The sequence below is a fragment of the Paucibacter sp. DJ2R-2 genome (assembly GCF_025717675.1).
GTDB lineage: Bacteria > Pseudomonadota > Gammaproteobacteria > Burkholderiales > Burkholderiaceae_C > Paucibacter_A.
On record NZ_JAJIRT010000003.1, the window covers coordinates 158,702 to 172,059 of the forward strand.

General features: G+C 56.5%; 8 protein-coding genes. 7 read left to right on the top strand and 1 reads right to left on the bottom strand.

The window, feature by feature from the left end; all coding sequences use genetic code 11:
- Positions 1-389: 389 nt before the first annotated feature.
- Entirely contained in the window at positions 390-1,151 is a 762-nt protein-coding gene (locus LNV28_RS10050) for a substrate-binding periplasmic protein (protein WP_263568869.1), read from the top strand.
- A gap of 94 nt (positions 1,152-1,245) precedes the next feature.
- On the opposite strand, the gene LNV28_RS10055 is transcribed toward LNV28_RS10050, so the two are convergent.
- Positions 1,246-2,502 (bottom strand): GGDEF domain-containing protein, encoded by a 1,257-nt coding sequence (locus LNV28_RS10055; protein WP_263568870.1) that lies wholly within the window; start codon positions 2,500-2,502, stop codon positions 1,246-1,248.
- Between the two features lie 863 nt (positions 2,503-3,365).
- On the opposite strand from LNV28_RS10055, the gene LNV28_RS10060 reads away from it, so the two are divergent.
- The 6 genes from LNV28_RS10060 to LNV28_RS10085 all read left to right on the top strand — a co-directional run bounded on the left by LNV28_RS10060 (position 3,366) and on the right by LNV28_RS10085 (position 13,150).
- Positions 3,366-5,780, top strand: a complete 2,415-nt coding sequence (locus tag LNV28_RS10060) for a TonB-dependent receptor (RefSeq protein WP_263568871.1) — start codon at positions 3,366-3,368, stop codon at positions 5,778-5,780.
- A 106-nt stretch (positions 5,781-5,886) separates the two neighbouring features.
- Complete coding sequence (locus LNV28_RS10065) at positions 5,887-8,610, top strand: GH116 family glycosyl hydrolase (protein ID WP_263568872.1); 2,724 nt, start codon at positions 5,887-5,889, stop codon at positions 8,608-8,610.
- Positions 8,611-8,656: 46 nt separating this feature from the next.
- Complete coding sequence (locus LNV28_RS10070; protein ID WP_263568873.1) at positions 8,657-10,042, top strand: MFS transporter; 1,386 nt, start codon at positions 8,657-8,659, stop codon at positions 10,040-10,042.
- 78 nt (positions 10,043-10,120) lie between these two features.
- Positions 10,121-10,927 (top strand): IclR family transcriptional regulator, encoded by an 807-nt coding sequence (locus LNV28_RS10075; protein WP_263568874.1) that lies wholly within the window; start codon positions 10,121-10,123, stop codon positions 10,925-10,927.
- A gap of 484 nt (positions 10,928-11,411) precedes the next feature.
- On the top strand, positions 11,412-12,017 hold the full coding sequence (locus LNV28_RS10080) for a Cap15 family cyclic dinucleotide receptor domain-containing protein (protein WP_263568875.1): 606 nt from the start codon (positions 11,412-11,414) through the stop codon (positions 12,015-12,017).
- Positions 12,017-13,150 carry a nucleotidyltransferase family protein gene (locus LNV28_RS10085; protein ID WP_263568876.1) on the top strand — a complete coding sequence of 378 codons (1,134 nt, stop codon included), beginning with the start codon at positions 12,017-12,019 and terminating at the stop codon, positions 13,148-13,150. The genes LNV28_RS10080 and LNV28_RS10085 overlap by 1 nt, the downstream gene beginning before the upstream one ends.
- Positions 13,151-13,358: the final 208 nt, after the last annotated feature.

Sequence of the window (13,358 nt, forward strand, 5' to 3'; positions counted from 1 at the left end):
TGGTTTCCCTTGTTGTTCTTGGCGTTGCAGGCAATTTGATTGGGTAAGGGACTGCGCTTATCTTGCCCACATCACGTCGGGTCGTATCGGTGACACTGTGCTGGCCAAGCTCGGAAAGCTGCTGCTCGTGTCCTGCACTTTTCGGAAACAGTAGCAGCCACCTCAGCGTCTGTTGACGTTTCAAACCGTAGAGAGACTCTATGTCTGAGAACTGGGAAAGATGCGATCGACCTTGCGCAATGGCCGTGGACTCTGACCACGGCGACGGCGATTCTCAAATCGGAGGTGCGCCCCAACGCTTTCACGGATGGGCTTTAGGCTGTAGCAAAGGAAGGTATCGGGCCGGCGCGAGTGCCACATGTCGTGATGAAGGTGGGCGCCTACTGCCGGTGCTCAAGCACATCGCCATTTGGGGCTTGCAGGCACTCCTGGTGTTTTTCGTACCGCCGGCACATGCAGACGCGGGAATCTTGGTTGTTTACGCTGAGCAGTATCGGCCGTACTCGTGGCAGGAAGGAACTCAGGTCCAGGGTCTTGAGGTTGAGCTCGCCGAAGAAATTCTGCAGCGTCGCATGGGTCTGGCTGTCGAGCACCGTGTACTCCCCTGGGCCAGAGCACAAGCTGATGTGTCCATGGGAAATGCGGACTTCTTCTTTGCGGTCGAGACGCCAGATAGAAATCTGTTTTCCCGACCTATCGGCGGCGGCTTGATTCCTTGGCGCGCCAGTGTGTTCGTACGAGCCAAAGATGGCGAGGAACTGTCGGGTGCAGCGGTCAGCCTAGAGGCTCTATGCAGTCCAAAGACTGGCGCAGTCAGAGGAAATGGCTGGGTAAGAAAGCACTTGCCCTGCGGGACGCTTTCTTTTGCAAACAGTCCACAAGCGCTGGTTCGAATGCTTCTTTTGAAGAGAACCGATTTGATTGTCGACGACGGCCTGATGCTCAGAAGCACGGCCAGGCAACTTCAGGTTGAGAACGATTTGCTCGAGATTCCACTTAAAGGGGAATCGGTATCAATTCAGTTTCGAATCAGCCTGAAGAGCCAACACCAAGCCCTGATCCCTCAGCTAGAAAAGGCGATAGACACCATGCGAGTCGACGGCACCCTGAAGAAAATACTTGGTCGATATGCAGAGCCACTTCGCCCGTGATGGTGCGAACAGATTTTTCGCGGCTGTGAAATTTTTCTGTGGCTGTGAGCATTCAATGGGTGGGGTACTGACTTGTCGAACCCCCGCACAAAGTTCACTTTACGCTGGAGGCTGCTGACACCGCATGAACTACGGTTCTATTGCGCCCGGTGGATTTCGCTTGATACATGGCTTGGTCCGCTTGAGCAATCAGTTCGTCGACATCGCTCCGGGTGGGCGCGCCTTCAGAGCTAGACACACCAACACTTATCGTGAGTGGTTCGCATCCAGCAGGTACTTCGACCCTCTCCAGTTGAAGCGCCTGATGCAGTCTCATCATCACTGCAACTGCACCCTGTGCACTCGTCTCGGGAAGAATGATCAAGAACTCTTCGCCGCCCCAGCGCCCAACAATGTCGGAGGTTCTCAGCTCGCGATTCAGCAGCGCTGCAGTGGTTCGCAATACCTCGTCGCCTTGCTTGTGTCCGCCTAAGTCGTTGATGCGCTTGAAGTGATCGATGTCAACAAATGCGAGGCCGAGGACTTTGCCACTGCGTTCATGTCGCGCCCATTCGCCACGCAAGATCCTTGCTGTCTCAAAGCGGTTGAGAAGCCCAGTGAGGCTATCGGTTGTGGCGACCTTCTTCATGCTTTTCAGCAGACGAGAGACATACAGACCCAGGAATGAAATGTTGACAGCACCAGCAACAGATATGACGAAAACAAAGAGGCCCAAACGGGAGTCGCTCGAAGGGACTTCAGTCTTGGATACCCCTGATCCGACAAAAAACGCGATGGTCTTAACAGCCAGAAGCAGCGCATACAGGATGCTCGGAAGCAGCGCTATCAGCCCGGCCGTCCCGAACTCTCGACGCAGAGGTCGAGCAAACATTGCAGCTCCAATGGCGCAAAACGCAATGGCGCTCCCATTGAGGCTGATGACTTGTGCTGTTTGCTCGCGCAGCATTGCGAGGGGATTGAGCGCAATTATTGAGAACGCTGCTAAGAGGCAGATCCAGATCCAAGCGAATCGAACACGTTCGTTCAAGAAGTGGTCAACGCCCGCGTTGGAAAGCGCGTAGCCCCAAATGGCGAGAAGCAGGCTCAGGGCACCGACGCCCCCCGAATTCCATGTCATCGAAAGAGCGAAGAGCGCTATCGACAGTGCTTGAAACAGGGCATAGAGGGCCCAGTAGGAGCTCGAAACACGGCGCCGTTTGTCCACGCAGGCTATGCCTGCCCAGGCTACGGCATAAACGAGAAATTGCGCGCCAACAACTATGGCCAGATCGTCGCGCATAAGGGAGATGTCCAAGCTTTGATAGATGAAATTAATCGTAGCTGGTCGGCACTGAACTTGGGTCGGCAGCATGCCTCGCTCACGTTGCTTTGTGCACACAAAGCCACGTGAGTCGCTCGAGCGCCGTATTTACGGCCTTGTAGTCAGTCGGACCTGAAATTCATCATTGCAATGACTGCTTATAGGTGATAGCACTGATTGGGCTGGCCAGTGCAGTCTCATGCCGTTGAAAAACTCGTGGCTTGTTCCCATCCGCATTGGCGGTCACACCAGTCGGGTAGAGGACGGGGAGGGTTCCCGGCACTGCGTAGCGTGTGCTGCCTGGCTTCCCGGCCTACTTGGGGCAGAGCACGACTGCGGTGAATTTGTAGTTGGATTGCATCCCGTATGCATGGCAGTCGAGTGTGTGTGGGTGTCTCTTCGCACGGGGCTGTTTGGCTTTGTCGAATGAAGGAGATTTTCAGCGCTGCGGAATCCGAAAGAAGCTTGCGCAGTCACATGAATGGTGCAGATTTTGGATGGCATTCAAACCGAGCGTAGCTTGCCTTGGCGCTCCTTCATCCAAAGCTCGTCGGTGCTGCTTGCTTGCTGTGGGGCATTGGCCGTCCGCACCGTGTATGGCCACATCGCCGGGACGAGTTCCTTCCACGCATTTCTCGTGACTCGGGTACTGAGCTTGATGCATCGAATGACGTGATTGCACTGCCACGGCGAAGGTGTGATGTCCGCTCCTGGGGTCAACCAATGGGTGCCAACTGCTCCGTAGACCATTGGGTTCTTTCGGGCATTCGAGGGTGCCTTCTTCGTTCGTTTCATGTGTGTTGCGAGCTTGGTTCGCGCATAGATGTAAACCCTGCTACTTTCATCCTTGAGATTAAGATTCATTGGTGATACTCTTCAATCGTTGAAAAATTCCCCCAACTAAGGAGACGTCGATGAGAGATTTGGCACGAGGCTTGTTTGCGGTTTCAAGCATTGCATTCGCCGTAAGTGCGATGGCTGCTGAAGAGCAGACTGAGACCAGCAAGACAGGTGAAAGCGCGGTTCAGCTGGAGCAGGTGGTGGTTCAGGCGCGTCGCCGTGAAGAACGTCTTTCCGACGTTCCGGCATCCGTTTCCGCCATGAGCGCCGCTGCGCTGAAGTCGGCGGGCGTGAGTAGCGTCGCGGGCCTCACGCAGTACATCCCGGGTCTCAATGTTGCAGAAGGGGTGGACAACAACACGGCACGCTTCTTCATTCGCGGCATGGGCACGGCGACGCCAGCCGTGGGTATTGAGCCTTCCGTGCCGGTCTACATTGATGATGTCTACACGCCCTCGGGCCTGGGCTCCAACATCAATCTGTTCTCGGTTGATCGCGTGGAAGTTCTGCGCGGTCCGCAGGGCACTTTGTACGGCCGCAATGCATTTGGCGGTGCGATCAAGGTTTACACCAAGCCCCTCAACGACAGGGCTGATGGCTACGTTGAAGTTGCCACTGGAAATAGCAACCGTCGTGATGTCAAGGCCGAGATGAGTGGTGTCTTGGTGCCCGGCATGCTTCGTTTCAATCTTGGCGCAGCTTCTCTCATGCGTGACGGCTACCAGACCTTGGTGAACACCGGAAAAAAGGGCTGGGGTGAAGACACCAAGGTGCTGAAGGGCAAGCTGCAATTCGACCCGACCGACAAGCTGCGCTTCACTGTCGCCTATGACAAGACCGACGCCGATGCGGCGGCGAAGCAGCTGAAGATCACGAACAGCGGTATGAAGGACATCTTCAATACGGGTCCGTTGTCTGGCTATCCGAAGATCGTGCCGAATCGCTTGCAGTCTTCGACAGATCCTGATGTCCTTGACACCGACACCTACGGTAATTCGACCGTCAAGGCCCGAGGCTTGACTTGGTCTGCCCAGTGGCAGGTGTCGGACGAGCTGGTGATCAAGTACCTCGGTGCAGATCGGAAGATGAGCAATGGTCGTATCTTCGACATCGAAGGCACAGCGGCACCTTTCCTTGCAGTCAGTGAGCAATTGAATTTGCGCGGCAAGAGTCACGAGCTGCAGGCCAACTGGACCAGCGGAGCCCTCAGTCTGATCGGTGGCCTTTTCTACTATCAGGAGGACACCAGCTCACGAAGTGGTGAGGTAAATAACTTCCTCTCGTTCCTCGATTCGAAGCACCAGGCTAGCTATGTGACGGACCCGAATGGTCGCCAGACAGCTGTTGACATTCGCCGAGTTTTTGACGGCTTGTCCCAGCAAGTCACATCGAAGGCCGCTTTCGTCAATGCCGGCTATGCGTTGACCAAAGACGTCAATGTGACCGGCGGCATCCGATTCACCGAAGACGACAAGGCCACCCAAGGGAATCGTCCGAGCACGACCTTTGTTGGCGGTTCCCTGGCGGACTTCAGCACGAATTCGTGCTTCTGCGTGCCTCAGGGCGCGACCATCATTGATACCGCCTTCGGTGCACAACTTTCTGGGCAGCGTAAGTACCGTGCTGTGACGCCGGAGTTCACTGTGGACTACAGCTACGCAAGGAATCAGATGGCATACGCATCGGTCAAGCGTGGCTTCCAAGCGGGCAGCATTTTCCCGGCCTCGAATGTGGTGCCGGGTGCCGCACTCAGTACCGACGCGCAAGGTGTAGATGCTCTTGAGTTGGGCAACAAGGGAACCTTCCTTGATGGCCGTTTGAGCTTGAATGCGTCGGTCTACTACAACCGATACAAGGACCTTCTCGTCTCGGTGAATACGGCGGTACCCATCGCTGTAAGCGCAACCGGATTTGCTGGCGTTCCGCAGAATGCAGGTGCGGCACACAGCACTGGCATTGAGTTGGAGTCTCGCTACCAAGTGACTCGCGAACTGCTGTTGACCGCCAACGTCGCCTACAACCAGTTCAAGGTCACTGAGGTGATGGCTGCCTCTCCGACAGGTCCGGTCAACATCGCGAACACCTTCCTGGATGTCCCGACGCTGTCGCCATCCCTGCAGGGCAACGTGCGCTTTGACTACAGGTTCAATCTCAATTCGGGTCTGGCTGCTCGCATCTTCGCGAATGCGGCGTATCGCTCAAAGGTGGGTATCAATTCAGCCAATGCGTCTGAGAGTTCTGGCCTGGGCTTGGTTGGAGCCAATCCGGCAACCGACAAGTATTACATCAGCCCAGCAGTGACCTTGATTTCGGCCGGCGTCTCGCTGAACACTGAAGACCAAAAGTGGCGAGTCGATTTCATTGGTCAGAACTTGAACAATCAGCGTCGCCCAGTTTCGACTGTGGCTGTCGTGCCTGACTTCTTCGGCGCGATTCAGCAATGGAACGAACCTCGCAATTGGCGTTTGAGTGTGACGCGCTCGTTCTAAGCGTGTAAGTCGAGAGCAGGGCGAGCTTTGTGCACGGCACGAGGCTCGCCTTTGCTCTTCATTCGCCGCCTATGTTTGTCGGCGAAACAAGAAACCTTTGCCTCCCATGTCGGACCTCGCTGTGACTGCTGAAAAACTCACCCAATTTCCCACGCTCGACGGTGCATTGCCTCCAGAAAACGTTGAGCACGCGCGTTTGCTTCCTGCGGACAAAGTACTGCCCGCTGACTGGCTGGATCGTCTGAGCGGTGACGCTGATGCTTTGCGACTTCATGGTGAAGATTTGCGTTATGTCGGAATGCCCGTCAGCGGAATTTGCACGGGACAGGTGTACTTGAGTGGTGATGGGCGCCTTTGCCACTGGGATGTCTTCAAGGCCTATGGTGGGCGCAAGGACACTGGGGATCCGCACGGGCCGCATTACGCAGAGCCGCAGGTGCCTGATCAGCCTTTCCTTCTTGGAGTGGCTTTTCGAACTTCAGATGGCGAGCTGCGCACCCTGGATGCGCAAGGCTTCAAGAACGTTGACTTTGAAGGGACCTACCCTATCGGTAGGGTTCGCTTCAATGACCCGGATTGCTCCATCGGCGTAGAGCTGGAAGCGTTCTCACCTTTCGTGCCCCTCAATTCTGACGACTCGGGGCTGCCGGCTACCGTGCTCACCTATCGCTTCAGGAATCTTTCGACGGAGATTCAGGAACTGACCGTTGGAGCCTGGATGGAGAACGCGGTCTTTCCCTTCGAGATCAAGCCAGAAGGTCGTCGCAAGAATGAGATCCATACCTCCCGCGACAGCGTCGTTCTTCATTGCACGGCGGAGTTGGAGGACCCGAGCGTTGTTGTTGACGGATGGGGTTCCATGTCCTTGGCGCTTTTGCACCCTGGTGGTGCCGGACATGCCAAGCTTGACTTGCAAAATCCGAGTGACTTTACTGAGCAGACTCTGGACCTTGCCTCGGAAGTTTGCGGACAGGCCAGTGCAGACTTGAATGAGCGAATCCTGGGCGGCCTGAGCAAGAAGATCATGCTTCCGGTTGGTGGCTTTGCTGAGCTCAACTTTGTCGTCAGTTGGCACTTTCCTCGGTACTCGGGCGGAAAGGTCTTCTTCTCGACGATGGAGACGATTCCAAAGCTCAGCAGCAAGCGGCGCTATTACGCCACCAAGTTTTCTGACAGCTTGGAGGTGGCACGCTATGTCGAGCGCCACTTTGAACGACTGTCTGCTGCCACCAAGCTGTGGGTCTCAACCTGGTATGACACCAGTTTGCCGCGCTGGTTCATGGACCGAACCTTCATCAATACCTCCATCTTGGCGACGCAAACTGCGCATCGCTTCGAAGATGGTCGCTTCTACGGCTGGGAGGGGGTCGACTCTTGCCCCGGAACTTGCCAGCATGTGTGGCAGTACGCTCAAGCCGTTGCTGCTGTTTTTCCTGACCTGGAGCGATTGACTCGCGAGCATGTGGACTATGGGATCGCCTTCCATTCCGATGGTTCCATGGACTACAGAGCTGAGGCCTCCAGTCATGGCGACCAGGCGGTGGCGCCAGCCGAAGCTGTAGGCGAAGCGATCATGGCCGTGGACGGGACGGCCGGCACCATCATTCGCGTGCTTCGGGAGCATAAGCATTCCCCCGACATTCAGTTTCTGCGTCGCCTTTGGCCCCGAGTCCGAAAGAGTCTTGAGTTCCTCATGAAGTTTGACCGTGATGGAGACGGGCTGCTTGAGGGGCCGCAATACAACACTCTGGATGCGACCTGGTACGGCAAGATTCCATGGATCAGCTCACTCTACCTGGCCGCTCTGGCGGCTGGTAAGCAGATGGCGATCGATATCGATGATCAAGAATTCGCAGCGCGTTGCGAAGCCTTGCTTGCAGTTGGTCGCCAGAGCTTTGTTGAGCAGCTCTTCAACGGCCGCTACTTTGAGCACGTTGGGGATGCGACCAGGCCCAGGGCCGTGGACTTGCAAGAGGGGTGCTATATCGATCAGGTGCTGGGACAAAGCTTCGCGCATCAGGTGGGCGTCGAGCGTGTCATTTCACAAAAGCACAGCGTGTCTGCACTTACCGCACTCTGGCGCTACAACTTTGCGGTCGATGTGGGTCCGTATCGCAATGGGTTCACTGGAGTCAGCGGTGGGCGTTGGTATGCCATGCCAGGCGAAGCTGGCATGCTGATGTGCACTTGGCCCCAGGCAGCGTACGACCCCAGCGGCCGGATCCAGGCAGACATTGGTCTTGGCATCACGTCGGAGGGCTACCTCAATGAATGCATGACCGGATTTGAGTATCAGGTTGCTGCGCACATGCTGGCTGAGGGTATGGTCTTTGAGGGGCTGAGTCTCACCCGAGCTATTCACGACCGCTATGCGCCTTCGCTTCGGAATCCGTGGAACGAAGTCGAATGCGGCGATCACTACTCGCGGGCGATGGCGAGTTACGGTGTGTACATCACGGCTTGTGGCTTCGACTACCACGGACCTCGCCAGTCTCTGACGATGGATCCGAAGATCGGCGAAGAGAGCTTTAAGGCACCGGTGCTGTTTGCTGAGGGCTGGGGAAACTACTCTCAGAAGCATGTCAGCTATGGAATTGAGGCGGACCTGTATTTGAAGTTTGGCAGCGTCAAGCTGAGGACGCTGAAGGTGCGCCCACCCGAGGGGATCAAGGTCGAGTCCGTTGAACTGAACGCTGCAGGGCTGGTGCATGACTGCAAGTTCAGCGAAACCGAGGATGGCATGCTGGAGATTTGCTTGGGTTCGACGGTCGTGCTTGATGCGGCGGGCACACCTGGGCTGAAGCTTCGCGTCACTGGGCTCGCCTCCTGAGGAATTCGGTCCGTACCGGTGGGTTTGATGCTACATAAGGAACTTCATGTTTGATCGTAAGAGGGCAGTCTTATATGCACTGCCAATCTTCTTCCTGGCCATCATGGTCGGCCCCGCAGGCAGCATTATTCAAGGCATTTACACGCGTGAGTTCGGTGTCAGCCTCAGCGCCATCGCAACAGCCATCACCCTGTGCAAGATTCTCGATGCACTGACTGACCCTGTGGTTGGTATGCTGTCTGATCGCACGCGCCATTGGCCTGGTGGGCGAAAGTTCTGGGTGGTGTTGGGCTCGGTGATCCTGCTGATCGGGGCCTACTTCCTCTTCAATCCCACCCAAGAGCGGCTGTTCGACGGCTACTTCTTCGTGGCCTACTTTGTCACCCTTCTTGGATGGACGGTGGTGGAGGTTTCGCACCTCTCCTGGGGCGCCGAGCTCAGCCGGGATTACGACGACCGTTCGCGCATCTTTTCCTACCGCACCGGTTTCTTGTTTGCTGGCACTTTGTTGTTCTTGGTGCTGCCGCTCATCATCGAGTTGCACAAGACCGGCAATGTGCACTCGCTGTTGCTGGCAGAGTACAACGGTGAAACGCTGCGAATTGCGTTCATGTTGATCGCCTTCGTGTTTCCGCTCACCATCTTTTTGGCCACGCGCTTTTGCCCACAAGGTGAAGTGGCGGAGCAGGCCGCGAAGCGGGTCTCGCCTAGAGAGCTCATGCGCACCTTGCGCGCCAACCGGCCCTTGCGTATTTTTTCGGCGATGGTGGTGCTGTTCTTCATCGGCAATGGCATGCAGGTGGCATTGGCGTATCTGCACCTGGCCAGCTATCTGCAGTTGGGCAAGCAGGCCCCCTTCATCTATGCGGTGTGCCTCCCGCTCAACCTGATCATGATCCCAGTCTGGCTGAAGTGGATGGGCCGGTTTGAGAAGAGCCATATGCTGCTGCTTGGCATCGCTCTGAGCGGCTTCTTCTTCATCCTGCTGGGCTTCATCCGGCCCGGTCCGAACGCCTTCATCCAGTACCTCTTGGTGTTTGCGGCTTTGCAGCTGGTGCAGCCTGCCTGGCAGATTCTTCCGCCTTCCATCCTGGGCGACGTGTCTGACTACGCCACGCTCAAGACCTCGGTAGATCAGACGGCCACCTTCTATGCCATCTACGCCTTTCTCTACAAGGCCATCTCTGGCCTGGGTGCCGCTTTTGGTTTCGCCTTGGCAAGTGCCTTTGGCTTTGATCCAGCCAACAACACCCACAGTGCCTCTGCCGCTTTCGGGATCTGTATGGCAATGGCATTTGTGCCGGCATGCCTTGCTTTTGGCGCGGCCTGGTGTGCTTCTCGCCTGCCCCTATCTCGTGCCCGTCATGGGGTGATTCGCAAGCGCCTGGAGCGCCGGGCGCAACGTCGGGCCGCAGCCCTAGGGGTGGGTTAACGGGTGTAGCAGTCCGATATGATTTCGGCACCCCACCCATTGGGTGGCCATGACCCCTCTTTACACAGGCTGAGCTACATGCCCAAACAAGTCGAATCCAAACCTGTCCCTGAGGCTGACGAGCGCTTGTACAAGGCGCCTGCCCTTGAAAAAGGTCTGGACATCTTGGAGTTGATCGCCGCGCAACGTGGGCCGATCACGGTGGCTGAGATCGTGCGCCAGCTTGACCGGTCCACCGGTGAGCTTTTCCGCATGATCCAGGTGCTGGAGTTCCGTGGGTTCCTGGAACGCGCCCAGGGCACGGAAGGCTATCACCTGACGGACAAGTTGTTTGCCCTCAGCATGAACCAGCCGGCGGTAAAGGGGCTGGTAGAAGTGGCGCTACCGTGCATGCGCCAGCTTTCGCAAGACATCGGGCAGTCCTGCCATTTGGTCCTGCACTCGCAAGGCCAGATGGTGGTCGTTGCTCGTATGGAGTCCAGCGAGGACATCGGGTTTTCGGTACGAGTGGGCTATCGCCGTCCCCTGATCAGCACGCTTTCTGGCGCGGTGCTGTATGCCTTCCAGAACGAGAAGACGCGCGAGCGTTGGGCACGCTGGTTCGACACTGATGCCGCTGACTACGACGCTGAGATGGATGCTTTCATCAAGCGAGTCAACAAGATATGCAAGTCCGGCTACGGCGTATTGCCTAGCAACTTTGTCGCTGGCGTTACCGATTTGTCTGCGCCTATCTGCCGCGGTGAATTTGCCGCTGCTGCTTTGACCGTGCCCTTCGTCAAGTCATCCAGCATGGTCTGTACACAAGATGAAGCGTTGGCGCACCTGAGTCAGACAGCGGCGACGATCGCGAGCCAGTTGGTGGTGAGTGACGCGCGGACTTGAGTCTAGGGTTGTTGGTTGCGCACTTTGAGTCATCGTGAATCGCACTGGCCTTTGTGCAAGCTGGTCGTTTCGTCGCGTCGTCAGGTATCCGTTGCCGGAACGGCTGATGGGTGCGGAGCAGTTGGAAAGTGCGGGTTGGGGATAGGGATGAAGCGAGGAATTCAACCGTTAGCAATGTGAAGTCAGCTTAAGGCTGACCAGTGGCGTGCTCGGCGGGCCTTCTGAATTGCCATTTTGCCCATCATGGGCCTTTCGCCGGCCGGCTACAGCATCCGCGCGACCGTCACTCCGTTTGGGTCGAGAAAGTTGACCGTCAGCGCTGGTAAGCGCTGAGTCTTCGAGTCCTTTATCGCAAACTCAAGTTAAACATTTCGAGACATGAAGTTGGTGTGCTTGTCGTCATTTCCGTTTGACGACAGGCCCTTCTTTCGAGTCTCAAAGGGAAGTACCCAAAGTGGCACCACACGATCACGAATACTCCGTCATGGGCGGCGTCAACCGAGCGAGAGTTGGTCGGGTCCTCGCGCTCGGTGCGGGAGTGCTTTCTAGCTGGGCTGTCTACGGGCTGTTGTCGGCGGTAGACCTGGCGAGGGCTTTGGGCTGGAACGTCAATTTGCCTCCTGCTGTGTTGTCACTTGTCGGCGCGGGCGCTTTCTTCGGGCTTCTGTATTACCTGCTGAGCAGGTTCGCCTGGAAATGGCCTGTGGTCACGTGGTTGATCAAGGTGCCCGATATTTCGGGGGCCTGGGATTGTGAAGGCGTGACCCTCGATGCAGTGGGCAAGCCGAAGCACTGCTGGCAGGGTGAAATCACGATCAAACAGTGCTGGGACAAGCTGAGGATTCAGCTCAAGACAAGTACCTCAGGGTCGAGCAGCATCTCCGCAGCGGTGGCCCACGACAGCATCAACGGTTTCGTGCTGCTGTACCACTATCGGAACGAACCTAAGCCTGGGCCTGGAGATCTTGCGGCTCATGCGGGTTGTGCCGTGATGACTATCGGTAAGGAACTCGAATCCGCTACGGGCGAATATTTCAACGGCCGCGGGCGTCTGAACTTCGGAACGATGCAGTGGAGGAAGAGGAACTGATGGCCAAGGACATCAACACGCGACTCACACGTTTGCGAGAGCGCCGTAAAGGCCCGGACAACGTCTCGATGGAGGCGATTGCCAAAGCTGCGACTGCAAGTTTGCGCCCAGCGACGGTCGTGACACCCGAGGCCTGGGAGAATCGGGGGGGCGCTACACAGCACTGGACACGCTATGCGATCGGCTCGATGCAGGCGGTGAGCCATAGGTCTACCGAAATCAGCCTGGAGACCGGCTTGCGAGTGGCTGATCAGCTTCGTGATCGACTTGCAAGGGCCGGCGTCCATGCCGAATTCCGACTTCAGGGCTCTGTCCCACTGAACGTTCACATCCAGGGTGTCAGTGATGTAGACCTTCTTGCAATCTCAACGGAGCTCTGGACATACGATTCGAGCGGGGCCAAGGCTCGCCTAGGCGAGTATCGCAACCCATCTCAGAAGACTTCTGTTCAATTGCTGCGGGAGCTCCGTCAGCAGGTCGAGGCAGACTTGCCTAACGCGTTTCCGGCTGCGAAGGTCGACACGATGGGTGCCAAGTCGGTGAAAGCCTCTGGCGGGTCGTTGCCTCGCGACGTCGATGTGGTGCCTTCGCACTGGCATGACACGACCAGCTACCAACTCAGTGACCGAGAGATGGATAGAGCCGTCACGATCTACAACAAGAAGACCGGCGAGACGATTGAAAACCGCCCGTTCGTTCACATCGACCGAATCAGAAGTCGTTGCGAGTTGATCGGTGGAGGACTACGCAAAGCGATTCGGCTGTGCAAGAACATCAAGGCGGATTCCGAGCGCGGCATCCAACTTTCAAGCTTCGACATTGGCGCGATCATGTATCACGCAGATATGAACGCCTTGCGCGCGGGTCAGTTCACCGATCTCGCAGTGCTTGCAGAGACTCAGCGGCATCTCGATGCCCTATATGCGAATCAAGCGCTCGCTGAGAGCTTGATGGTGCCGGACGGCACCCGATGCATCTTTGACACCCCCGACAAGCGTGCCGGGCTGCTTGGTTTGTCCGTGGAGATGGATGAATTGCTTGACAACGTATTTGAGGAAAACGGTGCAGGTTTAATCGGCTCAGCACTATCCCGGCAATTGAAGCGTGAGAGGGTGAGCGCCTTGGCAATTTAGCAGTTGCCTTTGATGCTGTAGCAATCAAGAAACTGAAACTGATCAAGTGGGAGTGGAAGTCATCGAAAAGGCCATGTTGACTTTCGAGAAATGGCTCTTTGCATGAGCAGGACTTTAAAAAGGTGGGAAGACAAAGGCATGTGTGGCTTTGCTTCTTTTCTGCATCCCATATGTGCTCAAAGTAAAATTCACTTTACTCTCTCTTTGT

Bases quoted from the DNA above. Each gene is read 5' to 3' on its own strand.
- LNV28_RS10055 (WP_263568870.1), bottom strand. From the start codon at position 2,502: ATGCTGCCGACCCAAGTTCAGTGCCGACCAGCTACGATTAATTTCATC.
- LNV28_RS10060 (WP_263568871.1), top strand. From the start codon at position 3,366: ATGAGAGATTTGGCACGAGGCTTGTTTGCGGTTTCAAGCATTGCATTC.
- LNV28_RS10065 (WP_263568872.1), top strand. From the start codon at position 5,887: ATGTCGGACCTCGCTGTGACTGCTGAAAAACTCACCCAATTTCCCACG.
- LNV28_RS10070 (WP_263568873.1), top strand. From the start codon at position 8,657: ATGTTTGATCGTAAGAGGGCAGTCTTATATGCACTGCCAATCTTCTTC.
- LNV28_RS10075 (WP_263568874.1), top strand. From the start codon at position 10,121: ATGCCCAAACAAGTCGAATCCAAACCTGTCCCTGAGGCTGACGAGCGC.
- LNV28_RS10080 (WP_263568875.1), top strand. From the start codon at position 11,412: ATGGGCGGCGTCAACCGAGCGAGAGTTGGTCGGGTCCTCGCGCTCGGT.
- LNV28_RS10085 (WP_263568876.1), top strand. From the start codon at position 12,017: ATGGCCAAGGACATCAACACGCGACTCACACGTTTGCGAGAGCGCCGT.